Here is a 21,619-nt window from a genome sequence, read left to right on the forward strand (position 1 = left end):
GAGGAGAGATGATGGAAAAGAGTGCATTCTGCTGCGTGGGGCTGGTCAATCCCAAGTCCCCGGAAAATGTCGGCTCCGTGATGCGGGCTGCGGGCTGTTACGGGGTAGACGAGGTCTACTACACCGGCAACCGCTTCGAGCTGGCGCGCCGCTTTGCCACCGATACCAAGCAGATGGTGGAGAAGATCCCGCTGCTCGGGGTGGATGATCTGATGGCGTTTGTCCCGCAGGGATGCGTGCCCGTGGTGGTCGATCTGATCGATGGCGCTACACCGCTCCCCGACTATATCCATCCGAAACGGGCTTTTTATATCTTCGGGCCGGAGGATGGCACGCTCGATCCCGCCCTCTATGGCGCGGTGAAAGATGTGGTCTATGTGCCGACTCAGGGCTGCATGAATCTGGCCGCCTCGGTCAATGTGATCCTCTATGACCGCTTGGCGAAGGGATACCGGCAACCCTGAGTTGTGGCGTGGCTACGGTGACTCAAACCACAATGGAAAGGTGTTGCTCATGGACAGGTTGCTGGCGGTGGCCGCTGTTGACGGGGCTGCGGCATCCTTCTCTTTCCCCTATGGAGGGATCAGTTTTCGCCGGCCTTGACCGCCTGCTCATCGAGAAAGTCGCGGTAGTATTCATAGAGGTGATAATGGCGATATATCTCGGCCAGCGTGCCGCGACGGATCAGATTCATCATCTCCTGATCCCACAACTGCAGTAGCCGCTCGCCCCGTTCGGTATCGGCAAAAATGGGGTAAGTCGGTATCCAGCGCAAAATGGTGCGGTACATATTGGCCGGGGTCTCATCGGCTGCATGGAGCACGCCAGCGGTCAGGTAATAGCGATAGCGCCCCTTGCCAATCAGCTGCAGGGCCATCTCATGGTTGTCGATCTCATGCCATCGCATGGTGACCGGAAGATATTTATCTAACACCCATCCTCGCCGCCAGAGGACGGTCTCGCCTTCCAGACTGCGCTCTCCCCGCCATTGCGGCTGCCACTGCTTGAGCATGAAGACGGTCAGATCATCGGCGGAGGCTGGCTGATGGGGCTGCTTGACCCCCTTGATCTCGTCCAGATAGACACTCATCGCCATATCCCCCTCTTGCCTGGCTACCATGGCGACGGCACGTTTGTAGGGCACGATATGGGGCACGATCTGATAGCCGTGGGGTTGGTAGATGGTTCGCACCAGATCGAGATAGATACCGCGGCCATCCGGTTGGCAGAAACCGGGCCAGCCATCGCAATAGACGTGAATATTGGCTGTGCGAGCGTGGGCGATCGCACACAGAGAGCAAAGCAGCAAACAACCGATGCGCAGCATGGTCAGCAATATCCTCGCAGGGGTGAGGAGAGCATTTATCACCTGATTTATACCATGCCATTGATCGCGGCGGGCGGAGAAAACATCCCGCATCTCTATTTTGCGACAGGGTCGAGGGTTATTTGCGGTCGGATCGTTATGATCGAGTAAAGATTCAATAGCACCCCAATCAGTAGAGGAGACTGCATTATGCCATCGATCAAGACTCTGCTCTGTCCAGTCGATTTTTCCCAAATGTCTCGCGCGGTACTCGACTATGCCGTTTTCATGGCACAGAGCCATCAGGCCCAGCTCAAGCTGATCCATGTCGTAGACCAACTGCACGGCTTTGACAGTTACAAAATTCTTCATATGACAGCCGTTGAGATCACTCACGAAATGGAGCGTCAGGCCAGAACCCAGCTCAAAGAGCTGGTTGCCACCCTGCCGATCCCGGCTACCTTTGATATTCGCTTTGGCCGCGCCGCCGATGAAATTGTCATTCAGGCCAAGGAGGATGAGGTTGAGCTGATCGTGATGGGCAGCCACGGTCGCTCTGGTATCAGCCATCTGCTGGTAGGCAGTGTCGCCGAGTCTGTGGTGCGTCATGCACCCTGTCCGGTACTGGTGGTGCGCCAATAACGCGCCACGTTTAGAGTGAAAAGCGTAACAAACAAGGCCAGCGATTGCTGGCCTTGCGTTTTCTGGTGTTGTGCCCGCTAGCCGTGAGCGTAGATGACACTCCCTCCCTTGATGGTATCTATGATGGCCCTGGCCTGCTCCTTGGGCAGGGCGGGGCAACCCCAGCTGCGGCCCAGCTTGTCATATTTGCGCAGATGAGTCGGGCTGGCATAGGCGGCGCCATGTACCACGATGGCACGCTTGCGGGCATTGCTGTTCTTGCCGGGGCTTAGCCCGTCCAGCCGCAGGGAGTAGCCATGCTTGCCCAGATAGGTTTCTGCGGTGCGATAGACGCCGAGGGAACTTTGGCGGGAGTTGAGCTGGTTGGAAAAGCGTTTTGCGGCCAGTTCACCTGAGTTCCGGCCATGGCTGACCCAGGTGTGATAAAGCAGCTTGTGGCGCTTCATATCGATGACAAACAGTCTGCGCTGGGTGGATGGCTTGCTGTAATCGATGATGGTGAGAATAGGTTTTCGTTTGTGGCGCACAGTTTGATAACTGTTGAGTGCCTGACGAAAGGTCTGTTTATCCAGCTTGCCGGCCAGACCCAGTTGACGATAGAGGCTCTGATCCCAGCTGGCATCTGCCGTGCTGCTCCAGATGAGCGATATCAACAGCAGTGGCAACAACTGCCACCCGCGTTGCCAGTCTATGTTACCGCGCACTTGTCTCATCCGTGAATATCTCCTTGTCACTCCCTGTCAACGGCGCGGATATTGCCATCAATCCGCTCGATAGTTATATGCAAGGTGCTGAAAAGGCGCAATAAAAAAACCGGCCGCAGAGCGGCCGGAAGTCATTCAAACAGTAGACATTGGTATCACAGGGTATAACTGACTTCCAATTACTTAGAAGTTGTACTGCAGGGCAACCGCGACTACGTCGTCGGTGTTCTTGCCCAGAGAGTTGGTGTGAGCATCCACGCCATTGTTGTCCAACAGATTGATCTTGTAGTCAACGTAGGCGTTGAAGTTGTCGGTGAAGTTGTACCAGGCACCGATAGATACGTACTCGGTGTAGGTATCATCAACACCGTGAGCTGAGTCTTTCACGTCAGTGCGCAGGTAGGCCAGAGAAGGCTTGAACTTGCCGATGGCGTACTGGGCAACAGCTTCGTAGCCATCCATCTTCTCTGCATAGCCGTTGAAGGTTTTGACATACAGGTGGTCTTCACCGTGGGAATAGGTTGCTGCCAAGTAAAGGTCACCCACTGCGTATTTGGCACCTACGCCGTATAGTTTAGCGTCGCGATCACCACCAAAAGCGGCATTGGCTGCCTGCTCATCTGTTTTACCTGCTTGGTTATAAGCAGTACCCAGACTCAGACCCATGTCGAAATCATAGTTGGCAGATACAGCAAAACCTTCTGCAGAGCCCTTCGGATTCCAAGTGCTGTGTGCACCAGAGAGGTTAGAGCGGTCAGCATTCTGCGGATCATTGTTACCGGTGAACTGGGCACCCAGAGTCAGCCCCTGATAGGTGTAGATGTACTGGGCCAGACCGTTGGTACGGCCGGTGCCGAATACTTCGGTATCTTTGCCCAGGCCGTCACCGCCCCACTCAGGCAGGACGTCGGTATAGTTGTTGACGGCCTTGGTGAACAGGCCATCCTGACGACCATAGCTGAATGCGCCGAAACGGTCGTGCTTGATGCCGGCATAGGCATAACGCAGCTCGTCGTTGTCAGAACCGGAAGTCGGCAGGTTGTACTCGGCAAAGCCGAACGCCTTCATCTCGGGAGCAATCTTGGTCTCGCCAGCAACGTGCAGACGGAAGTAGCTCTGGTCACCTTCGGAACCGTTGTCGTCAGTACCGTAGTAAGCACCTTGTGCACGGCCGCCGATCTCCAGCTTGGTATCGTTCTGGTTGTAAACGGTAGCAGCATGGGCACCGCTCGCCAGCAGCAGGCTGGAGATGGCAATAGTCAGTGCAGACTTCTTCATATGCGTTATTCCTCTGATGTAAACACTTCCGAACTTGTTGTCGGTTTTGTGAAATCGGAAATAGTCCGATAGCCACACGGTAGGCGTCCCAACCTTGACTGGGCCTGAATCCATCGTTGTTTAATTGAGGTTGCGAGGTCGTTATCAAGACTGGGTGTTACGGTTTTTGACAAGATAGAAAAAGATTAAATTCAATGAATTGTTTTCTAGTGACTTTTTTGACATCAAGGCTGTTCTGAGCAACAAAGTCGATGGCTCAGTTGTGAGCTAGATCACGCAGGGGAGAATGGGGCGGGGCGGGAAAAACGGGGCGGGAGCCTTGCAAGGCTCCCCCCAGTGATCAGATGGGCTTTTGCCACAGGGTCAGCAGCAGATCCTGTTCCAGTTCATTCGGGCCTTGTTGAGCGAAAGCGTGACGCTGCTCACCGGTTGCCCGCCAGCCAAGACGGCTGGTCTCCAGAATAAAGCTGCGCATGGCCTGATCCATGGTGAGGCTGAACTGGCAGCGCTGTTGAGCCACCGGATTGAGGCCACCGAGGGTTGGCCAGCTGAGGGGGTGTTCCATGCTCACCGGATTGAGGCTGACCCGCAATTGCCACTGATGACGGGGACCCGGCTGCAGATAGAGCAGATAGCCACCGGGGGCCAGCCAGCTGACCAGCTGTTCAGTCTTGACCTTGAGATCGTTGACCAGCAGCACCTGAGCAGAGCCCGGTTGCAACGGCGCGCGAGCGGGATCGGCAATGACAAACTGGCCGTCCGGCTGCGCTTTTTTGGCGGCAAAGATGGTGTTCTTGGCGATATCAACCCCAGCAAACTGCCAGCCGGGCAGGCGCTCTGCCAGCGCGCGGCAGTAGTAGCCTTCACCGCACCCAAGATGGATCAGCTCTTGTGGGGCCAGCGGAGCGAGCAGGCCGGCCATGGCCTCAACCAGCGGCAATTGGTGGCCGGCTTCCAGGAAATGGTGCTTGGCGCGCATCAGGGCACGGCTGTCGCTGTCTTTGGGGTTTTTCTTGCCGGGGATGAGATCCAGATAGCCTTCCGGGGCCGGATCGAAGTGATGCTTGTTGTCGCAATAGCGTCCCTGGGAGGCTTCATGAAGATGGAGCGGACTGCGGCAACGGGGACATTGAAGGTGCATAGTAACTCTCTGGGCGAATGCCGGAACAGTGAAGGGCGTTCGGGATTATAGGGGAGAGGATCAAAAAAGGCTGCCGTAGCAGCCTTTTTTATCCCAAGGCCTCAGTCAGGCCTGCGGACGGGTCATCAGCGAGTGCCAAATACCACAATGGTCTTGCCGTGAGCAGAGATGAGCTCCTGCTCTTCCAGCATCTTCAGGATGCGGCCCACGGTTTCACGGGAACAGCCGACGATCTGGCCGATCTCCTGACGGGTGATCTTGATCTGCATGCCATCCGGGTGGGTCATGGCATCTGGCTGCTTGGCCAGGTTGAGCAGGGTCTGGGCGATCCGGCCGGTCACATCCAGGAAGGCGAGATTACCCACTTTCTGGCTGGTGTGCTGCAGGCGCTTGGCCATCTGGCCAGAGAGACGCATCAGGATGTCCGGGTTGACCTGGATCAGCTGGCGGAACTTCTTGTAGGAGATCTCTGCCACTTCGCAAGAGCCTTTGGCGCGAACCCAGGCGGAGCGCTCGGGATTCTCGTTCTCCTCGAACATCCCCATCTCGCCCAGGAAGTCACCCTGGTTCAGATAGGAGAGGATCATCTCTTTGCCCTCATCGTCCTTGATCAAGACGGCCACAGTGCCCTTGACGATGTAGTAGAGGGTCTCCGCTTTTTCACCCGCATGGATCAGGGTGCTCTTCGCGGGATACTTATGAATGTGGCAGTGCGACAAGAACCATTCCAGGGTGGGATCGCTTTGCGGTTTGCCAATAACCATGAGAATTCCTCTGTAGTGTCTTTTTATGGACTTGTGCGTCCGGGCAAGCTGCCAATCTTGCCATTCCTTGTATTAGTTGCAGTAGGATAAGAGCCTTTGTCTGTGCTGACAAGGCTTTGCGCCCTTTTGCAAGAGCCCTTTGGGTAATGCCTGCTGCGCTGCTTCGGCCATTCTAGGGAAGATAGAGGTCGGAGATGTTGATTTTGATCTATTTCCATCCCAACTCCCCCTGTTCGGCAGAGATAAGCGACTGGGTTATGCTAGGGATCCATCATCACGATTAACAGGAGAGAGTGCGAGATGAAAGCCAAGGTCAGCTGGGTGGAAGGGATGAAGTTTGTGGGTGAGAGTGAATCCGGTCACAAGGTGATCCTGGATGGAGCCAACCCCGGTGAGGGGGCCAGCCCGATGGAGATGATCCTGCTGGCGGTCGGTGGCTGCAGCTCTATTGATGTGGTCTCCATCCTAGAAAAAGCGCGCCAGTCGGTGACCGCTTGTCATGTCGAGGTCAGTGGCGAACGGGTTGATAGCGTGCCCCGGGTTTTCGAGAAGATTAATCTGCACTTCGTGGTGACAGGCAAGGGATTGGCGGAGAAGCAGGTGGCCAGAGCGGTCGAGCTGTCGATGGAAAAATATTGTTCTGTTTCCCTGATGTTGGAAAAAGCGGTACAAATTACCCATAGTTATCAAATTGTTGAAGCTTGATAACGATAGTTTCGTTGGTACCCTGGCATAAGGCCGTTACGTAAGGCCACTGCACAAGGCCATGACATAAAGCCATTACATAAGGAAAGTGCAATGAAAAAATTGATCGCTCTGCTTCCCCTTTTGGGCCTGGCGGCGTGCAGCAGCCCGCAACCTACTCAGTATCAATACAGCCAATACCAGTGTGGTGAAGAGATGCTGGCCGTTACCTATGATGCCCAGGCTGACATGGTGCAGTTCCCCTATGCCGGGGTTTACCACAAGCTGGCGCGCGTTGAGTCTGAATCTGGCGCCAAATATTCCGACAGCGTCACCACTTTCTGGAATCAGGACAAACAAGCCCTCCTCACCCAGAAAGGGGTCACACTGCTGACCTGTACGCTTAAATAAGTGACCACAGATAGCTGAAGGTGTGCAGCTTTGTGCCCCGGTCTGGCCTAGGCCGGATTGGGTCAAGAGGTTGAGACCACAAAAAACGGCTTGCCGGGAGGCAAGCCGTTTTTCTATCCATCTGTTATCACTAAACAAGCACTAGTTGGTGGGGACGCGATTGAGCAGCTCGGCAGCGAGCTGCTGGCTGAGCGCCTGACGTTGGCTATCAGCAATGCTTACATCGCTGGTCAGCTGGATGATGCTGCTCCAGACTGCTTTCTGGGTTTTGCGATCGAGCAGCACTATGGCCAGCGAGCCTTTGCGCTGGTTGGCCGAGGCATAGACCCCGGGCGTCATGCCGAGGCGGGCGAAAATCTCGCCATCGCTCATATCCTTGCCGCCCGCGACGCCTATGGCGACCCACAGATCCGCCTCGTCGAGCGGCGCACTCTGCCACCCCTTGCCATTGAGCTCCCGGCTCACCGCCTGCTGCATCGGCTCCAGCCACCCTTCCGCCAGCTCACCGGCGAATTGATACTGCTCGGCCAGGGCGTAGCGCGGGGTTGCGCCATAGGTCCAGTTGCCAATCGGACGAACCAGCATGGTGCCGGACTCCAGCGTGGGGGCCGTCGGCCCGCTGCTGCAGCCGCCAAGCAGGGCGAGCAGTGCCACAGAGAGATAAGCAAGCCGCATCGTGAGCTCCTTTGAATCAGGTTATTTTGCCGGTTTCGATCAATTGCTGGATGAGCGGGCGCAGGATCAGTTCCATCGCAAAGCCCATCTTGCCACCCGGCACCACTATGGTGTTCATCCGCGACATGAATGAGCCATCGATCATCGACAGCAGGTAGGGGAAATCCACCTGCTTGATACCGCGAAACCGGATCACCAGCATACTCTCGTCCAGACTCGGGATCACCTTGGCGCTGAAGGGGTTGGAGGTATCCACCGTCGGTACTCGCTGGAAGTTGATATGGGTGCGCGAGAACTGCGGGGTGATGAAGTTGATGTAGTCATCCATGGAGCGAACGATGGAGTCGGTCACCGCCTCGCGGGAATGTCCTCGCTCCGAGGTATCGCGGATCAGCTTCTGGATCCACTCCAGGTTGACGATGGGCACTACGCCTATCAGAAAATCCACGTGGCGCGCCACATTGTGATCCTCGGTGACCACACCGCCGTGCAGCCCTTCATAAAACAGCAGATCGGTATTGCTGGGCAGATGCTGCCAGGGGGTGAAGGTACCGGGCATCTGGTTGAAGGGCACAGCCTCGTCAAAGCTGTGCAGGTAGCGGCGATACTGGCCATTGCCATCCTGCCCATAGCCCTGAAAAAAGCTCTCCAGCAGCCCGAAGTCATTGGCCTCAGGGCCAAAATAGCTGATATGACGCCCCTGTTCGCGCGCCTTGCGGATCGCTACATCCATTTCCGGTCGGGTATAGCGGTGAAAACTGTCACCTTCCACCACAGCCGCGGTATATCCCAGTTGATGGAACATGGAGCGAAAGGCGTTGGTGGAGGTGGAGGTGCCGGCACCGGACGAACCGGTAACGGCAATAATGGGGTGCTTGGCCGACATGGGATTCTCTCTTCCTTGGGAATTCCGTTATAAGGTCCGGATTGTGGTTGGGTCAAGACTGCTCGATGAAGCGGTCTTTCATCACGATATTCACCGATTCGTGCAGCTCGCTATAGACGATGACAGCTTTGCCTTGCTGTAATTGTTCTCTCACTGCATCGACTTTGACGCCAAGCGGGACATCCTGCTCTCCATATTCTGTTCCCTCCTGCAACACAAAGTGTTCGATCAGGTTGGTCAGGGTGTCGCCGTCCAGTTCTTGCCAGGGAATGATCATTTAAAGGTCTCACAGCAAAAGAGGTGATCGTCAGGCTATTGTTGTGTTGAATCCCGCGAATGCAATCACTTTTTACCTTTTCACCGGAGTCTGAGAGATGTTGTCTGAAGCGCAGCGCAGCGCGCCGTTAACCCTGACTGAGCATCTGGACAGCGCACGTCGAGAGGCGATTGCCCGAGGCATGGTGTGGTTCTGGTTGTTGAACTGGCTGGTGGTGTTGTTTCTTTCGATACGCTACGAGGTTTACAGCCAGGTCGGGCTCGCCAGTGATGACAGCTTGCCCTGGCGCTTTCAGAGTGAGCTGGCCCTGGTCATGGTGGTGCTATTGCTACTACCTGTTGTCAGCCTCTTTTGTGACCATCTGCAGGATCGCCTCTGGTTACGGATGGCTGCACTGGTGACTGTGCTATGGGGCGGACTCTGGACGCTGCACATCTATACGATTGGTCAGGTGGAGCTGCGAGGAGGGGTCAGTTATGCCAACGGGATCATGCGGCTCAACCTGCTGGCTGCGCTCATTGCATTTTATCCCGATCGCAAGGTTTTTTATGGCTATCTCTTGGGCCCGATGACGGTGGGTGTGGGGTTGGAACTCTTTTTACGCGTCGATTTTCCCCAGATCTACCTGCTTGGCGTGTTGTTTGGCGTGATTGCGCTGGAGGTCGGCCGCCGCATGCTGCACCGCTGGTTTGAATTGGCGATCATGCGGGAGCATGACAATCTGACGCTGCTGCGCCAACTTGATCAGCTCGCCAAGCAAGATCCTCTGACCGGTGTCGCCAACCGGCGGCATTTCAATATCGAGTTGGATCGCGCGTTAGCCCATAGCCAGGAGAGCGGCGCTCCGCTATCGCTCATCCTGATCGATGTGGACTATTTCAAGCGATTCAACGACCACTACGGCCATCAGGTAGGGGATATGTGCCTCAAGGAGGTGGCACAAGCGCTCAACCGTGCGGTTCGCACGCCATCTGATCTGGTGGCCCGCTATGGCGGAGAGGAGTTTGTGCTGCTGCTGCCCAATACCGACCGTCAGGCTGCGGCCAGCGTGGCGCAGCGGCTGCAAGATGGCTTGGCCAGCCTGCAGCTGGAGCATCTGGCGTCCGAGGTTGCCCCCTGGGTGACGGTGAGTCAGGGGATTGCCAGCAATGTGTCCGGTGAAGGGGCAAACCAGCTGCTGGAGCGGGCCGATCAGGCGCTCTATCGGGCCAAGGAGTCGGGACGCAATCAGTTCTGTGTTGCGGAGTGACTCTGTTCGGCAATCCAGCGACTGATCCGTTCATCCAGCCAAAACCGTGGCCGCCAGGGCGTGCCGTGCAGAAAGCCGACATGGCCGCCGCACTGGCTCAACTCATAGCGCACCGTGGGCGAGAGTTGCTCCGGCCGGGGAATGACCGCGCGTGACATAAAGGGATCGTCGGCGGCATGGATGACCAGGGTCGGGATCGGGATCTGAGCCAGCAGCGGTAGTCCCGAGCAGCTCTGGTAGTAGTGGGTGGCACTGTGAAAGCCGTGCAGCGGTGCGGTAACCAGCTCGTCAAAATCGCGCAGGGTGGCAATCTGCTCCACTTGTCGAGGTTGCCAGCGTTCACTCGCTTTCTGCTGCTGGCGGATCTTGCTGAGCAAATTGCGGCGCATGGTGCGCAGCAGATAGTTCTGATAGACCTTCGAGAAGCCCTGATTGACCCGCTCGGCACAGCTTGCCAGTTGCAGCGGGGCCGAGACCACCACCGCCGCTTTCAATGCCGCAGGACAGGCCCGCGCCAGCAGATTGACCAACATATTGCCACCCAGTGAAAAGCCGATGGCGATCAGCGGTTTGCCCGGGAAGCGCTGGCTCAGCTCGGCAATCAGCTCCTGCGCATCACCGATGGCGCCAGAGTGATAGGCCTGCAGGTGGCGATTGGGTTCGCCACTGCAACCGCGAAAGTGCATCAGCACAGCCTCTCTGCCCTCTTGCTGCAGGTGGGCGAACAATCCCTTGGCATAGTGGGAGTGAATGCTTCCCTCCAGCCCGTGAAACACCACTATCAGCGGCCGTTCATCAAGGCTGACTTCCCCGCTCCAGGCGAGGTCGACAAAGTCCCCATCCTGCAGTTCAAACCGCTCCGCCACAAAACGGGCAGGGGGGCGGCGCAGCCATTTGGGCAATATGGTCTGCAGATGAGGATAGCGTGCCCACCAGGGGGCGTGGAAGTGGCTCTCGGTCAGCATGGGGTCTGTCGGTCTGGGTCGAAGATAAGGAGGACGGGAGGCGTGTTCCTCCCGCCAGTCATTGGCTTATTTCAGCAGGCGATCGTGATGTTCGGCGCCGCGCAGCATGGCCTGGATCAGCTCATTGGCCTCGAACTTGGTCAGCGCCTCATGAGCACCCACCTGATGGGCGCGTTCCACGCTGATCTCGCTGGAGAGGGAGGTGTGCAGGATGATGTAGGCCCCCGCCAGTTTGCTGTCACTTTGCACCTCGAAGGCCAGCTCATAACCATCGAGCCCCGGCATCTCGATATCGCTCACCAGAATGTCGATCGGGGTCTTCTGGCTCGCCCGCGTCTGCATCAGGGTCAGTGCATCCTTGCCATTGGTGCAGACCTCATAGGGGATATTGATGTAGTCGAGGGCGGCCATCAGCTGACGGCGAGCGACCGAAGAGTCATCGACCAGCAGGATCCGCATCGGCTTGATCCGCTCCCGCTGCACATCGGTCAGTACCGGATAGAGGTGGCTCGGATCGTCCGGATAGACCCGGGAGAGGATCAGCTCCACATCCAGCAGCTGGATCAGCTGGTCATTGACTCGGGTCACACCGGTTACGAACACATTGTGACCGAGGGAAGCGGGGGGCGATTCGATATCGCGCCAGTTGCACTCGGTGATCTTGTCGATGCCCCGTACCAGAAAGCCCACCAGGGTACGGCGGCAGTCGGTAATGATGATGAAGCAGTGGGGCATCTCCTCCTTGCTGATGGGGCGATAGCCCACCGCCATCGCCATGTCGATCACCGGAATGGTGGAGCCGCGCATATTGGCAGCCCCCAATACGGTCGGGTGCGAGTGCGGCATTGCCGTCAGCTGGGTGTAGGGCACTATCTCCTTCACCTTGAGGGTTCCGATGGCAAAGGATTGTTTGGCTGAAAGGTGAAACAGCAACATGCCCTGGGATTGATTGGCTTTGCTCGTCATGGCAGATGTCCTGTTGGTCGAAACGTTGGCAGTCACTTCAGACCTCTAGCATAAAGGATTACGGGTGGAATGGCCCTTCCTTGTTAACGACCATCTGGCAAAAAACTGGACTCATTCAGCCAATTTCGTTGGCGTATTCCATCGGCGTCCGGTTATTGATCGCCATCCTCGCCAACGCCCCACTGCTGGCAGGCAGCTTGCAATGCGGCCTCATCGGCATAACCCAGCTTGCTGGCCACCTGCGCGGGTTTGCTGCCGCCCTTGAGCAATCTGAGCGCCTGCAGCAGTTGCCACTGTTGTTGCAATTCACTCCCTTCCACCGGCGCATCGGCTTGTTGTGCCCACTGTTGCAGAGACTCCGGTTGGCCATTGGCCAGCGCTTGCCAGCAGGCTTGCAGCTCACCGTGACCCTGCTGGCTGATGGCGCACTGTTGCAGCTCATCCAGGATCACCTGCAGTCGCTGGCCGTAGGCGCCTTGCCACTCTTTCGGACGTTGCCACCGGGCCAGCGAGTCGAGCAGGACATCGAGCAGCGGGGTGGTCTGCAGCCAGCCTGCCTGCTGCGGCTGAGCCACGCGCAAAGAGACATTCAGCTGATCGTACTCGCAACCGCTGAGGGGGCTGAAGGCCGCGAGGGCATCGGCGCAGAGCCAGAAGCTGCTGCCTGCCGGCAGCAACAGCTCATGTTGGCCCAGTCTCAGCAGCGCGGCGCCCCGGGTGATCCGCAACAGCTGCCCGACCGGAGTTCGTTTGCGGTTGCCGGCGTGCAGGCCCTGGCAGGAAAAATGGTGATACTCGATGGCGTGATGCATGTAAAAACCCTGATATGATGCTGCCTGGAGGTAACAAATATGGAAACCAGACGTAAAAAACGCTTCATTGCCGGTGCGGTCTGCCCGGCGTGCGGCAAGTTGGACAACATGATGCTGTATCTGGAGCATGGAGTCGAGAAGGTGACCTGCGTCGCCTGTGGCGATACCCAGGTACAAACGCCTGCCGAGGTCGACAAGCAAACTCGCGAGGTGGAAGAGGTGATCGGGGTGTTTCGCCCCTGATAAGGCAACGGCGGGTGGAATGTGGGCCTTCTCGCTGACGCTGTTGCCGTTTTTTTCGTCACTCCGTGGCGCTGCACGGCATATGCGCGGCCCGCTTTTTAGGGTATTCTGAGCCCGTTTTTTTCTATCCGCAGGATCCTGACATGAAAGTAGCTCCTCTGAGCGTGGTTACGCTGGAATACACAGTCACCGACGAGCACGGTGAAGTCATCGACAGCACTGTCGGCAAAGAGCCGCTGGTCTATCTGCACGGCACCCGTTACCTGGTCTCAGGCCTGGAAGCCGAGCTGGAAGGTCGCGCGGTAGGTGAAGCCTTCGAAGTGACTCTGGTACCGAGCCAGGCCTACGGCGAATATGACGAGACACTGGTACAAGAAGTACCGGGCGAGCTGTTCGACGGCATGGAAGTCTCCGAAGGGGATACTTTTGTGGCTGAAACCGACGATGGTCACCGTCCGGTGACCGTGGTTGAAGTGTCCGAAGAGTTCGTCAAAGTGGATGGCAACCATCCGCTGGCAGGCGTAACCCTGGGCTTCAAGGTCGAGATCAAGGACGTGCGTGCCGCCACTGCCGAAGAGCTGGCCCACGGCCACGTTCACGGTGCCGGTGGTTGCGGTCACGATCACGGTCATGACCACGATCACGGCGGCTGCTGTGGTGGTCATGGTCACGACCACGATGAGGATCACGGCCACGGCGGCTGCTGCGGTGGCGGCGGTTGTGGTGGCAAGGGCCATCACCACTGATCACGGCCATGCCGATGATAAAAAAACCCGCGTGAACGCGGGTTTTTTTATTGGCTGACAGCTATGCCAAGCCATGTTGCCTGACCAGAGATGGCTCCGGATCAGTAGTGCGGCGGCGGGGTCTCTTCGGCCATACTGGCAATCTGGCTGGGCTGTACGCTTTGCAGTTTGTCGATCAGCAGCTGGATCTGGTATTTGAGCCGATCGAGTTCACGGCCCTGGGTGGTTACCTCGTCGTTGAGCTGCTCTATGGTGTACTCCGCATAGGCGAGACGGGTTTCCAGGGTTTCGATGCGATCGTTAAGTTGCTGACTCATGGGCCTTCGGGTCCTTACTTGATTGTCCAGATTTCGGCCAGACCACTGGAGCTGGCACTGACAAGGTGGCTATTGTCGCGCAAAGCGACGCCGTAGACCACTGCGCTGGGCGGTTTCACCTTGGGTTGCGGCGAGACGCGCCAGCTCTGCAGCAGGGCACCATCGCTCACTTGCCACAGGGAGAGCTGACGGGAAGGGGCGCCGGTGATCAGCCACTTGCCATCGTTGGCAAAGCGGGCGCTGGTGTAGACCTCGAAGCGGTGATCATATTTCAGCTGACTCACCTCCTTGCCGGTTTTCAGATCCCAGATGCTGGCCCGGCTGCTGTCGGCGGTGAAGGCGTAGCGGCCGCTCGGCTCCAGTCTGGCCATGATCACCCGGCCACCATGGTTGAAGCGCCAGATCACCTGCCCGCTACGGGTATCCCACAGATAGGCGCTGTAGTCGTTGCCTCCGGTCAGGGCGTAGCGACCGTTAGCGGAGAGATCGACCGTATTGACCTGTTCGGTGTGCCCCAGAAACTGCAGACGACGGCCGCTTCGGGTATCGAGCCACTCCGCTTTGCCATCTTCCCGCCCGATCAGCACATAACGACCGTCGGCAGAGAGCGCGATGTCCCTCAGCCTGGATTCAGGAAGTGAGTAGTAGCCTTGTGATTGCCCATCGTTCAGCCGCCAGGTTGCAAAGGTATCGGGGGTAGCGGTGACTGCATGGCTGTTGCCTTCGGAAAAGCGGGTAATGAATACCAGGTCTTCCGCAGAGTCGGATTGCTTCCAGCGCCAGCGTTGACGGTTCTGTTCCAGATCCCAGACGATGATGCCCTGGCTGATGCTGGAGACGATGGCCTGCTTGCCATCACTGGAGAGATCTGCGGTCAGCAGGCCCGTGCTGGCGAGGGTCATTTGCTGGTTGGGTTGGGAGCTTTGCTCGCAACCGGTGAGCATTAAACAGAGGCTCACCAGATAAATGGCACTTTTTATCATTTTTGCGGTCTCACGCTTTTGTTACCTGCGATCACGGCGTTAGTATAAGGCGCTTATCACGATAAACCTCTCATTTCACGATGGAACCGAGAGCGGTATTTGGAGTTTGGAGAAACTGATGAACAAATTTCTGAAGGTGTCCCTGTTGGCGGCGGCCGTTGCCGTCGGTCTGACTGCTTGCCAAAAAGACGAGAAGCCTGCTGCGGCCAATACCGCCGAAGTGAAGGCAGAAGCCAGCAAGCCGGCAGAGGCGACCAAGGCCGAAGCCAAGAGCTTTGAAGAGCAATCTGGCTACGCAATTGGCCTCTCCATGGGTCGTTACATCGCCAATACCCTGGAGCGTCAGCAGGAACTGGGCATCAAACTGGACAACGCCGTGATCCTGAAAGGGGTGACTGACGGTCTGGGCAAAGAAGCCAAGATGACTGATGAAGAGATCCAGAAGGTACTGCAGGATTACGACGCCAAGATCAACGAGCTGACCAAGGCCAAGGCCGAGAAAGACGCCGTTGAGAATCTGAAGAAGGGCGAAGAGTTCCTGGCTGCCAACGCCAAGAAAGAGGGTGTGAAGAGCACTGAATCCGGCCTGCAGTACGTGGTCGAGAAGATGGGCACTGGCGCCAAGCCGAAATCTACCGATATCGTCAAGGTTCACTACACCGGTACCCTGACTGACGGCACCAAGTTCGACAGCTCCGTCGATCGCGGCGAGCCGGCTACCTTCCCGCTCAACCAGGTTATCCCGGGTTGGACTGAAGGTGTGCAACTGATGCCGGTTGGCTCCAAGTTCAAGTTCTTCCTGCCGTCCAAGCTGGCCTATGGCGAGCACGGTGCAGGCTCCATCCCGGCGAACGCCGTGCTGGTGTTTGACGTTGAGCTGTTGGCTATCGAGAAGCCGACTGCAGACGATGCCAAGAAGTAATCTTTTCTTGTAGTTAAAAACGGCTCCTTAAGGAGCCGTTTTTACTTGTGTATTCCCTGCAATCGCGGGATAACAGAGCTGTCTTGGCGTTGGGTTTGCGCGCGAAAATAAGGCAAAATAGATCGCAGAATCAAATACAAGGATGAGTCCAGTGGCTGAAAATAAATCGCGTGTCCTGCTGGTGGAAGATACCCGAAGTCTGGCAGTGGTCTATGAACAGTACCTGCGCCAGGAGGGGTATGAGGTGGTGCTGGCCGATTGTGGTCAGCAGGCGTTGGCGCAGTTGCTGGCAAGTCCTCCCCCCGTGGTGCTGCTGGATCTGGAGCTGCCGGATATGTCCGGTATGGATATTCTGCAGATGATCACCGAACAGCAGTTGCCTTGCTCTGTGGTAGTGATCACCGCCCATGGCTCGGTGGATGTGGCGGTGGAGGCGATGCGCCTCGGTGCCTTCGATTTTCTGACCAAGCCGTTTGACAGCAAGCGGCTCTGCGCCACCGTTCGCAATGCCTTGAAACACCAGCAGTTGAGCTCGCTGGTTGCCCACTATCGAGAAAACTTCGAGCGTAGCTCCTTCTTCGGTTTTATCGGCGCCTCCATGTCGATGCAGGCGGTCTATCGCATCATCGAGAGCGCGGCGCCCAGCAAGGCGACCGTCTTTATCACTGGTGAGAGCGGCACCGGCAAAGAGGTGTGTGCCGAGGCGATTCACCAGTGCAGTCCCCGCAGCGAACAGCCCTTTATTGCCCTCAACTGCGCCGCCATTCCCCACGATTTGATGGAGAGCGAGATCTTTGGTCATGTGAAGGGCTCCTTTACCGGCGCCCAGGGGGATCGCAAAGGGGCAGCCAGTCTGGCCGATGGCGGTACCCTGTTTCTCGACGAGATCTGCGAGATGGACCTGGATCTGCAGAGCAAGCTGCTGCGCTTCATCCAGACTGGCACAGTGCAGCGGGTCGGCAGCGGCAAGCTCGAGACGGTGGATGTGCGCTTTATCTGCGCCACCAACCGGGATCCGCTGGTGGAGGTGAAAGCGGGCCGTTTTCGCGAGGATCTCTACTATCGGCTCCACGTCATTCCGCTTACCCTGCCGCCACTGCGGGAGCGGGGTGAGGATATCCTGCTGCTGGCGCGTACCCTGTTGCAGAGCTACGCCAAGGAGGAGAACAAACGCTTCAAGGATTTCGATGTCGAGGCGGCGCGAGTGCTGCTCGACTACCCCTGGCCTGGCAACGTACGCGAGCTGCAAAACGTGGTGCGCAATATCGTGGTGCTCAATGACAAGGAGCTGGTGAGCCCGGATATTCTGCCGCCACCGCTCAATGGGGTTCGTCCCCAGTTGCCGGCTGCGATTGCGGCAGCGGTGGCATCGGCTCCGGCCGCTACCGGGGTGGCTAACGGGCCAATTCGTCCGCTCTGGCTGGTGGAAAAAGAGGTGATCGAACAGGCCATCGCCAGCTGTGACGGCAACATTCCCAAGGCGGCGGCACTGCTCGAGATCAGCCCCTCTACCATTTACCGTAAAAAGCAGGGGTGGGAGGAGTCCAATCGGGCCTGAACCATCTTGCCAGCAGAAAGGGCGGCTAGCGTGCCGCCCTTTCTATTTTGGGGGATCAGAGTTTGGCGAGGCGCTTGAGGCGGGCCAGTCGCTCCCCCTCGTTGGCGCTGAACCAGCGGTCCTGTGACAGCAGAAACCAGGCGCGGGAGAAGTATTCCGCGGCCAGCGGATCGTCCAGCACCAAGGCATTCTCCCCCAGCTCCTCGAACAGATAACCATCCTCTGGTTCGCCAGCCTCGGCCATATCGGTCTTGAGCTGGTGCAGCTCTGCCAGCGCCTGCTGGTGCTGACCCTGGGCCCGGGTCAGGCGAGCCAGACTCCAGCGAGCGATAAACGCCTTGGCCGGCTGGTTATGCTGCAGATACCAGGCCAGGCACTTCTGTTGCTGGATTTTCGCCTCATCAAAGCGGCCCAGTTCGAACAGGGTCCAGCCCTGATTGTTGTAAAGGGGGGCCAGCCAGCCACGCACCTTCTCGTCACTGCTGCGTTCCGCCAGCTCCATCGCCAGTTGATGCCAGCGGCTCTGCTCTTCCAGTGGTGCGGCGATGGCGATCATGTGAGCGGCGTCGATGGCGAGATAGGTTTCCTTCTCCTTGAGCCCCCACTGCCAGGCTTGTTCAAACAGCGGTTTGGCACTGGCTTTGTCGCCCGCCGAGTTAAAGGTGCGGCCTCGTTCCAGCAGGGCCCTGATCCGGGCTCTGGGGGTTGTATCTGTGAGGCGAGGCGCTATCTCGTCGAGCAGCTGGTGGGCTTCGGCAAACTGGCGCTGCAGTGAATGGGTGCGGGCAATTTGGGTCAGCAACTCCAGTTCGAGTTGCAGGTTGGCGGCGGCGCGCGCTTCGGGAAGAAGGGTGTGAAAACGAAGGGCACTGGCGGCGGGATCCTGATAATCCCACAGCGCCATGAAATCGGGCGGATTGTCCATTTGGCCTCCTTGCTGGTTATCCTGTCACCAAGATGCCTGCAGGCCATTGTTTGTACAAGGGCGCCCGTCACAGAGCGCCCCTTGAGTCATGTTAACGGCTGTGGCCAGTTGCTCAGTAGACCATAGCCAGGCTCATCAGCATCAGGCCGAGGGCGGCAAAGGCCCCCTCCTTGATGGCGAGCCGTGGCACCAGCGCCTTGGGCAGGGCCGGAAACAGGCTCAGGGCAAAGCCAAGCCCCGGCATCAACCAGTGGAATGCCGGATCGCGCAGGGCGGGATTGGCGGCTCCATTGATGATGATCAGCAAAATAAACAGGGTGAAGGCGGGGAGGATAAACCAGCGTACCCCGCCGGCGGCGACCGCCCGCAGCGGCGAAATGCGATAGAGCAGCATGGTCACAAGGAACAGAACAAAAGGGGCCAGCAGATAGAGCGGAGCGGGGTTCATAACATCTTTCCTGAAAACTGATCGTCAAAAAACAGGGAGTCCGGTGCAAGAGGCGCGGGATTTAACCACTCTTCGCAGGTAATCACCAGCAGCCCGGGCCCGGGCTGTGAAGAGGATCCCGGATAAAGGTTTGCTAGCGCGTCTTAGTGCGACCAGAACCAGGCTGCTGCAAATCCCAGCCAGCTCAACACTAGCAAGATCCAGGGCAGGGGATGCTGATGGCTTACTTCAACCAGCTCCAGCTGATCGTCTTGTTCTTCGGTTTGTGGCGCGCCCTGTGGCTGCCTGGCTTTGGCCTGCATTTTTTTCTGGCGGCTCGCTTCGCGGGCCCGCGCCTTCATCTGTTTCTTGTATTCGTCGATGCCTTTCTGGATCCCTTGCGCGATAAGCTGGGTCTGTTCCTTGGTCTGCCCCGGCTTCTGGTTGGCACGGGCAATTTTCATCGCCTCCTGCTGGGTCTCGGGGGAAATCTTGTCGTACTTGGCCATCAAATCATCTCCTCGGGCATGGCTGGCTGGGGAGTATGCCATAAAGGCGCGTCCGGGTGGCGTCTCCTTGGTGCGGGAGGGGAGCAAGTGAGTGACAGCTCAACAAAAAACCTGACAAATCAGCAGGAAGCCGGATGTTGGGCCGAAGATCACAATTAGCAGAATTTGTGAGTCATCGATGAAAAACGGTCATCTGTTGTTTGTTATATTGGCGCCCGACCCGCTGGACAGGGTTGATAAATAACAAAACAATCAAGGTGATATGGAAATGAATAATAACTTTATCAAAGGCGGCGTGGCACTGGCCGTGCTTGCTGCACTGACTGGCTGTAATACCTCGACCAATGACACCGTTGCACCCTGCACCGAAAATGTCTGCAAACTGACCATCCTGCACACCAACGATACTCACGGCCGTTTCTGGAACAACAAAGAAGGCGAATACGGTATGGCCGCCCAGAAGACCCTGGTCGAGCAGCTGCGTGCGGATGCCAAGGCTGCTGGCAGTGACGTACTGGTTCTTTCCGGTGGTGATGTGAATACCGGCGTGCCGGAGTCCGATCTGCAGGATGCCGAGCCTGACTTCATGGCGATGAACAACATTCGCTACGATGCCATGGCGGTGGGTAACCACGAGTTTGATAACCCGCTGGATGTGCTGGAGAAGCAGCGCAAGTGGGCCCAGTTCCCCATGCTCTCGGCCAACATCTATGACAAGGCCAGCGGCAAACACTACTTTGACCCCTACAAGGTGTTCAAGCTGGATAGCGGTCTCAAGGTCGCCGTGCTGGGTCTGACCACCGAGGATACTTCCCAGCTGGTCGATCCCAATAACGTCAAGACTCTGGAGTTCCGCGATCCGACTACGGAAGCGGCTGCATTGAGCAAGCAGATCCGTGACAAGAAAGAGGCCAATCTGGTCTTTGCCATCACCCATATGGGCCACTATGCCGATGGCCAGCACGGCAGCAATGCGCCTGGCGATGTGGAGATGGCTCGTAAGCTGCCGACCGGCACCCTGGATGCCATTATTGGTGGCCACTCCCAGAATCCAGTCTGTATGGAGCCGGGCACCACCAACAAGTACGCCAAGTTCAGTCCGGGCGATACCTGCCTGCCGGATCAGCAGAACGGTACCTGGATTATGCAGGCCCACGAGTGGGGCAAATATGTGGGGCGTGCCCAGTTTGAGTACCTGAAGGGCAAGTTGACCCTGACCAGCTATGAGCTGATCCCGGTTAACCTTATCAAGCGCAATGCCAAGAATGAACCCGTGGATGCCAAAGGTGTCGTTACTAAAGATCCGGCCCAAATGGTGCTAATTCAGGACGAGATCATCAAGGACCCAGAGCTGCTTTCTACCCTCCAGGTATTCCAAGATAAGGGAGAGGCAGAGCTCAATGTCGACATCGGTGCTACGGATGGCCTGCTTATGGGAGAGCGTAAGTACGTTCGCTATATGCAGACCAATCTGGGTCGTCTGATCACGACCGCGACTACAGAAAAGCTGAAAGCTGATTTCGGTATCGTCAACTCGGGTGGCGTACGGGCTTCGATACAGGCGGGAACTATCTCCTATCGGGATGTGCTGACCGTCCATCCGTTTGGCAACACAGTCAACAAGGCCAGCATGAAGGGGAGCGAGCTGGTTACCTATCTGGGCAAAGTTGCAACCCTGACTGGTGGTGGTTATCCCCAATTTGGCGGTATCGATATGCAGGTTAACTGTGGCGCCAAGAACGTGACCATCAACGCTATTGCAGGCAAAGCATTCGATGTCAATGGAACCTACAGTTTTGCCATCCCGAGCTTTAGCGCATCAGGTGGTGACGGTTATCCGGTGATCAACACCATCAACGCCGGTCTGGTCGATGCGGGAGTGCTCAAAGAGTATGTGGAGTCGAAACAAACTATTTTTGCTACCGAGTATCAACCGAAGGGGGAAGTGACATTTATCAACAACACTCTTAATCCATCCAATGCAAATAACTGCGGCAAAGACCCCATAGACCCAAGCAATTAATAACCACCACACAAAACCGGAACCTTGGGTTCCGGTTTAATACTATTGTCAGTCTGATTCACAGCCCGGCAGGCGATGCTTGTCGGGCTGTTTCTTTTCTACTTCAGGCGAGCCGATGGTGACTATCACACTCTCATGCATCTTCAGGGGATTAAGGAGAATATAAGAGAAGAGGCGGCCCATGGGCTGCCTCCTGCGTAGTGACA

The 21,619-nt window shown here is 57.2% G+C and carries 27 protein-coding genes; 10 read left to right on the plus strand and 17 right to left on the minus strand.

Features of this window, described 5'->3' with window-relative positions; all coding sequences use genetic code 11:
- Nucleotides 1–11 precede the first annotated feature (11 nt).
- A complete protein-coding gene (locus ACTG2G_RS16075; RefSeq protein WP_252657252.1) occupies nucleotides 12–464 on the plus strand; it encodes an RNA methyltransferase in 453 nt (150 codons plus the stop codon).
- Between the two features lie 119 nt (nucleotides 465–583).
- Here the strand turns inward: ACTG2G_RS16075 and ACTG2G_RS16080 are convergent, their stop codons facing one another.
- Nucleotides 584–1,327 carry a hypothetical protein gene (locus ACTG2G_RS16080; RefSeq protein WP_439985908.1) on the minus strand — a complete coding sequence of 248 codons (744 nt, stop codon included), beginning with the start codon at nucleotides 1,325–1,327 and terminating at the stop codon, nucleotides 584–586.
- Nucleotides 1,328–1,516: 189 nt separating this feature from the next.
- Between ACTG2G_RS16080 and ACTG2G_RS16085 the strand changes: the two genes are divergently transcribed.
- Entirely contained in the window at nucleotides 1,517–1,948 is a 432-nt protein-coding gene (locus ACTG2G_RS16085; protein ID WP_439985623.1) for a universal stress protein, read from the plus strand.
- A gap of 77 nt (nucleotides 1,949–2,025) precedes the next feature.
- Here the strand turns inward: ACTG2G_RS16085 and ACTG2G_RS16090 are convergent, their stop codons facing one another.
- The 4 genes from ACTG2G_RS16090 to crp form a co-directional block, all read right to left on the minus strand.
- Nucleotides 2,026–2,661, minus strand: coding sequence for a murein L,D-transpeptidase catalytic domain family protein (locus ACTG2G_RS16090; protein ID WP_252657246.1), 636 nt, complete (start codon nucleotides 2,659–2,661; stop codon nucleotides 2,026–2,028).
- Between the two features lie 174 nt (nucleotides 2,662–2,835).
- On the minus strand, nucleotides 2,836–3,930 hold the full coding sequence (locus ACTG2G_RS16095; RefSeq protein ID WP_439985624.1) for a porin: 1,095 nt from the start codon (nucleotides 3,928–3,930) through the stop codon (nucleotides 2,836–2,838).
- A 340-nt stretch (nucleotides 3,931–4,270) separates the two neighbouring features.
- Nucleotides 4,271–5,071 (minus strand): putative RNA methyltransferase, encoded by an 801-nt coding sequence (locus tag ACTG2G_RS16100; protein ID WP_429214791.1) that lies wholly within the window; start codon nucleotides 5,069–5,071, stop codon nucleotides 4,271–4,273.
- 125 nt (nucleotides 5,072–5,196) lie between these two features.
- The gene (crp, locus tag ACTG2G_RS16105) at nucleotides 5,197–5,835 is read right to left on the minus strand and encodes a cAMP-activated global transcriptional regulator CRP (protein WP_005335304.1); all 639 of its coding nucleotides are present in this window, start codon (nucleotides 5,833–5,835) and stop codon (nucleotides 5,197–5,199) included.
- A 300-nt stretch (nucleotides 5,836–6,135) separates the two neighbouring features.
- On the opposite strand from crp, the gene ACTG2G_RS16110 reads away from it, so the two are divergent.
- The gene (locus tag ACTG2G_RS16110) at nucleotides 6,136–6,540 is read left to right on the plus strand and encodes an OsmC family protein (protein WP_421230648.1); all 405 of its coding nucleotides are present in this window, start codon (nucleotides 6,136–6,138) and stop codon (nucleotides 6,538–6,540) included.
- Nucleotides 6,541–6,633: 93 nt separating this feature from the next.
- A complete protein-coding gene (locus ACTG2G_RS16115) occupies nucleotides 6,634–6,930 on the plus strand; it encodes an MliC family protein (RefSeq protein ID WP_040067985.1) in 297 nt (98 codons plus the stop codon).
- Nucleotides 6,931–7,071: 141 nt separating this feature from the next.
- On the opposite strand, the gene ACTG2G_RS16120 is transcribed toward ACTG2G_RS16115, so the two are convergent.
- The 3 genes from ACTG2G_RS16120 to ACTG2G_RS16130 are packed head-to-tail and all read right to left on the minus strand — an operon-like array spanning nucleotide 7,072 to nucleotide 8,768.
- Entirely contained in the window at nucleotides 7,072–7,605 is a 534-nt protein-coding gene (locus tag ACTG2G_RS16120) for a DUF4136 domain-containing protein (protein ID WP_439985625.1), read from the minus strand.
- Between the two features lie 16 nt (nucleotides 7,606–7,621).
- Complete coding sequence (locus tag ACTG2G_RS16125; RefSeq protein ID WP_005335299.1) at nucleotides 7,622–8,491, minus strand: phosphoribulokinase; 870 nt, start codon at nucleotides 8,489–8,491, stop codon at nucleotides 7,622–7,624.
- Between the two features lie 52 nt (nucleotides 8,492–8,543).
- Entirely contained in the window at nucleotides 8,544–8,768 is a 225-nt protein-coding gene (locus tag ACTG2G_RS16130) for a YheU family protein (protein ID WP_005335298.1), read from the minus strand.
- 97 nt (nucleotides 8,769–8,865) lie between these two features.
- Here ACTG2G_RS16130 and ACTG2G_RS16135 point away from each other — a divergent pair, with 97 nt between their 5' ends.
- The gene (locus tag ACTG2G_RS16135; RefSeq protein WP_439985626.1) at nucleotides 8,866–10,017 is read left to right on the plus strand and encodes a GGDEF domain-containing protein; all 1,152 of its coding nucleotides are present in this window, start codon (nucleotides 8,866–8,868) and stop codon (nucleotides 10,015–10,017) included.
- Here the strand turns inward: ACTG2G_RS16135 and ACTG2G_RS16140 are convergent.
- The 3 genes from ACTG2G_RS16140 to ACTG2G_RS16150 all read right to left on the minus strand — a co-directional run bounded on the left by ACTG2G_RS16140 (nucleotide 9,996) and on the right by ACTG2G_RS16150 (nucleotide 12,760).
- A complete protein-coding gene (locus ACTG2G_RS16140; RefSeq protein ID WP_439985628.1) occupies nucleotides 9,996–10,982 on the minus strand; it encodes a hydrolase in 987 nt (328 codons plus the stop codon). The two genes, ACTG2G_RS16135 and ACTG2G_RS16140, sit on opposite strands and share 22 nt — an antisense overlap.
- A 66-nt stretch (nucleotides 10,983–11,048) precedes the next feature.
- Nucleotides 11,049–11,948: a chemotaxis protein gene (locus ACTG2G_RS16145; protein WP_005335289.1), complete on the minus strand. Its 900-nt coding sequence runs from the start codon at nucleotides 11,946–11,948 to the stop codon at nucleotides 11,049–11,051.
- 152 nt (nucleotides 11,949–12,100) lie between these two features.
- A complete protein-coding gene (locus ACTG2G_RS16150; protein WP_439985629.1) occupies nucleotides 12,101–12,760 on the minus strand; it encodes a hypothetical protein in 660 nt (219 codons plus the stop codon).
- A 39-nt stretch (nucleotides 12,761–12,799) separates the two neighbouring features.
- Here ACTG2G_RS16150 and ACTG2G_RS16155 point away from each other — a divergent pair, with 39 nt between their 5' ends.
- Nucleotides 12,800–13,003, plus strand: coding sequence for a YheV family putative zinc ribbon protein (locus ACTG2G_RS16155; RefSeq protein ID WP_421386142.1), 204 nt, complete (start codon nucleotides 12,800–12,802; stop codon nucleotides 13,001–13,003).
- Between the two features lie 143 nt (nucleotides 13,004–13,146).
- Complete coding sequence (gene slyD, locus ACTG2G_RS16160; protein WP_374870461.1) at nucleotides 13,147–13,749, plus strand: peptidylprolyl isomerase; 603 nt, start codon at nucleotides 13,147–13,149, stop codon at nucleotides 13,747–13,749.
- Between the two features lie 101 nt (nucleotides 13,750–13,850).
- Here slyD and ACTG2G_RS16165 read toward each other — a convergent pair whose 3' ends face one another.
- Nucleotides 13,851–14,066 (minus strand): SlyX family protein, encoded by a 216-nt coding sequence (locus tag ACTG2G_RS16165; protein WP_005335285.1) that lies wholly within the window; start codon nucleotides 14,064–14,066, stop codon nucleotides 13,851–13,853.
- 14 nt (nucleotides 14,067–14,080) lie between these two features.
- Entirely contained in the window at nucleotides 14,081–15,049 is a 969-nt protein-coding gene (locus ACTG2G_RS16170; protein WP_118854657.1) for a hypothetical protein, read from the minus strand.
- 118 nt (nucleotides 15,050–15,167) lie between these two features.
- Between ACTG2G_RS16170 and fkpA the strand changes: the two genes are divergently transcribed.
- On the plus strand, nucleotides 15,168–15,971 hold the full coding sequence (gene fkpA / locus ACTG2G_RS16175) for an FKBP-type peptidyl-prolyl cis-trans isomerase (protein WP_005335283.1): 804 nt from the start codon (nucleotides 15,168–15,170) through the stop codon (nucleotides 15,969–15,971).
- A 151-nt stretch (nucleotides 15,972–16,122) separates the two neighbouring features.
- Nucleotides 16,123–17,529, plus strand: a complete 1,407-nt coding sequence (locus ACTG2G_RS16180; RefSeq protein WP_005348258.1) for a sigma-54-dependent transcriptional regulator — start codon at nucleotides 16,123–16,125, stop codon at nucleotides 17,527–17,529.
- Nucleotides 17,530–17,584: 55 nt separating this feature from the next.
- Here the strand turns inward: ACTG2G_RS16180 and ACTG2G_RS16185 are convergent, their stop codons facing one another.
- The 3 genes from ACTG2G_RS16185 to ACTG2G_RS16195 form a co-directional block, all read right to left on the minus strand.
- Nucleotides 17,585–18,454 carry a hypothetical protein gene (locus tag ACTG2G_RS16185; RefSeq protein WP_439985630.1) on the minus strand — a complete coding sequence of 290 codons (870 nt, stop codon included), beginning with the start codon at nucleotides 18,452–18,454 and terminating at the stop codon, nucleotides 17,585–17,587.
- 112 nt (nucleotides 18,455–18,566) lie between these two features.
- Nucleotides 18,567–18,902, minus strand: coding sequence for a hypothetical protein (locus ACTG2G_RS16190; RefSeq protein ID WP_107684268.1), 336 nt, complete (start codon nucleotides 18,900–18,902; stop codon nucleotides 18,567–18,569).
- 143 nt (nucleotides 18,903–19,045) lie between these two features.
- Nucleotides 19,046–19,390, minus strand: a complete 345-nt coding sequence (locus tag ACTG2G_RS16195; protein WP_206877835.1) for a DUF2956 domain-containing protein — start codon at nucleotides 19,388–19,390, stop codon at nucleotides 19,046–19,048.
- Nucleotides 19,391–19,658: 268 nt separating this feature from the next.
- Between ACTG2G_RS16195 and ushA the strand changes: the two genes are divergently transcribed.
- Nucleotides 19,659–21,413, plus strand: a complete 1,755-nt coding sequence (gene ushA / locus ACTG2G_RS16200; RefSeq protein ID WP_421386145.1) for a bifunctional UDP-sugar hydrolase/5'-nucleotidase UshA — start codon at nucleotides 19,659–19,661, stop codon at nucleotides 21,411–21,413.
- A 48-nt stretch (nucleotides 21,414–21,461) separates the two neighbouring features.
- Here the strand turns inward: ushA and ACTG2G_RS16205 are convergent, their stop codons facing one another.
- Complete coding sequence (locus ACTG2G_RS16205) at nucleotides 21,462–21,596, minus strand: hypothetical protein (protein ID WP_421386146.1); 135 nt, start codon at nucleotides 21,594–21,596, stop codon at nucleotides 21,462–21,464.
- Nucleotides 21,597–21,619: the final 23 nt, after the last annotated feature.

The sequence above is a fragment of the Aeromonas sp. 55A genome (assembly GCF_051919665.1).
Taxonomy (GTDB): domain Bacteria; phylum Pseudomonadota; class Gammaproteobacteria; order Enterobacterales; family Aeromonadaceae; genus Aeromonas; species Aeromonas veronii.

What these genes read in the sequence shown, in the direction of transcription:
- ACTG2G_RS16085 (WP_439985623.1), top strand. Translation starts at nt 1,517, where the DNA reads ATGCCATCGATCAAGACTCTGCTCTGTCCAGTCGATTTTTCCCAAATG.
- crp (WP_005335304.1), bottom strand. Translation starts at nt 5,835, where the DNA reads ATGGTTATTGGCAAACCGCAAAGCGATCCCACCCTGGAATGGTTCTTG.
- ACTG2G_RS16095 (WP_439985624.1), bottom strand. Translation starts at nt 3,930, where the DNA reads ATGAAGAAGTCTGCACTGACTATTGCCATCTCCAGCCTGCTGCTGGCG.
- fkpA (WP_005335283.1), top strand. Translation starts at nt 15,168, where the DNA reads ATGAACAAATTTCTGAAGGTGTCCCTGTTGGCGGCGGCCGTTGCCGTC.
- ACTG2G_RS16140 (WP_439985628.1), bottom strand. Translation starts at nt 10,982, where the DNA reads ATGCTGACCGAGAGCCACTTCCACGCCCCCTGGTGGGCACGCTATCCT.
- ACTG2G_RS16155 (WP_421386142.1), top strand. Translation starts at nt 12,800, where the DNA reads ATGGAAACCAGACGTAAAAAACGCTTCATTGCCGGTGCGGTCTGCCCG.
- ACTG2G_RS16075 (WP_252657252.1), top strand. Translation starts at nt 12, where the DNA reads ATGGAAAAGAGTGCATTCTGCTGCGTGGGGCTGGTCAATCCCAAGTCC.
- ACTG2G_RS16205 (WP_421386146.1), bottom strand. Translation starts at nt 21,596, where the DNA reads ATGGGCCGCCTCTTCTCTTATATTCTCCTTAATCCCCTGAAGATGCAT.
- ACTG2G_RS16135 (WP_439985626.1), top strand. Translation starts at nt 8,866, where the DNA reads ATGTTGTCTGAAGCGCAGCGCAGCGCGCCGTTAACCCTGACTGAGCAT.
- ushA (WP_421386145.1), top strand. Translation starts at nt 19,659, where the DNA reads ATGAATAATAACTTTATCAAAGGCGGCGTGGCACTGGCCGTGCTTGCT.
- ACTG2G_RS16080 (WP_439985908.1), bottom strand. Translation starts at nt 1,327, where the DNA reads ATGCTGCGCATCGGTTGTTTGCTGCTTTGCTCTCTGTGTGCGATCGCC.
- ACTG2G_RS16170 (WP_118854657.1), bottom strand. Translation starts at nt 15,049, where the DNA reads ATGATAAAAAGTGCCATTTATCTGGTGAGCCTCTGTTTAATGCTCACC.
- ACTG2G_RS16190 (WP_107684268.1), bottom strand. Translation starts at nt 18,902, where the DNA reads ATGAACCCCGCTCCGCTCTATCTGCTGGCCCCTTTTGTTCTGTTCCTT.
- ACTG2G_RS16130 (WP_005335298.1), bottom strand. Translation starts at nt 8,768, where the DNA reads ATGATCATTCCCTGGCAAGAACTGGACGGCGACACCCTGACCAACCTG.
- ACTG2G_RS16195 (WP_206877835.1), bottom strand. Translation starts at nt 19,390, where the DNA reads ATGGCCAAGTACGACAAGATTTCCCCCGAGACCCAGCAGGAGGCGATG.
- ACTG2G_RS16145 (WP_005335289.1), bottom strand. Translation starts at nt 11,948, where the DNA reads ATGACGAGCAAAGCCAATCAATCCCAGGGCATGTTGCTGTTTCACCTT.
- ACTG2G_RS16120 (WP_439985625.1), bottom strand. Translation starts at nt 7,605, where the DNA reads ATGCGGCTTGCTTATCTCTCTGTGGCACTGCTCGCCCTGCTTGGCGGC.
- ACTG2G_RS16150 (WP_439985629.1), bottom strand. Translation starts at nt 12,760, where the DNA reads ATGCATCACGCCATCGAGTATCACCATTTTTCCTGCCAGGGCCTGCAC.
- ACTG2G_RS16125 (WP_005335299.1), bottom strand. Translation starts at nt 8,491, where the DNA reads ATGTCGGCCAAGCACCCCATTATTGCCGTTACCGGTTCGTCCGGTGCC.
- slyD (WP_374870461.1), top strand. Translation starts at nt 13,147, where the DNA reads ATGAAAGTAGCTCCTCTGAGCGTGGTTACGCTGGAATACACAGTCACC.
- ACTG2G_RS16165 (WP_005335285.1), bottom strand. Translation starts at nt 14,066, where the DNA reads ATGAGTCAGCAACTTAACGATCGCATCGAAACCCTGGAAACCCGTCTC.
- ACTG2G_RS16090 (WP_252657246.1), bottom strand. Translation starts at nt 2,661, where the DNA reads ATGAGACAAGTGCGCGGTAACATAGACTGGCAACGCGGGTGGCAGTTG.
- ACTG2G_RS16110 (WP_421230648.1), top strand. Translation starts at nt 6,136, where the DNA reads ATGAAAGCCAAGGTCAGCTGGGTGGAAGGGATGAAGTTTGTGGGTGAG.
- ACTG2G_RS16115 (WP_040067985.1), top strand. Translation starts at nt 6,634, where the DNA reads ATGAAAAAATTGATCGCTCTGCTTCCCCTTTTGGGCCTGGCGGCGTGC.
- ACTG2G_RS16100 (WP_429214791.1), bottom strand. Translation starts at nt 5,071, where the DNA reads ATGCACCTTCAATGTCCCCGTTGCCGCAGTCCGCTCCATCTTCATGAA.
- ACTG2G_RS16185 (WP_439985630.1), bottom strand. Translation starts at nt 18,454, where the DNA reads ATGGACAATCCGCCCGATTTCATGGCGCTGTGGGATTATCAGGATCCC.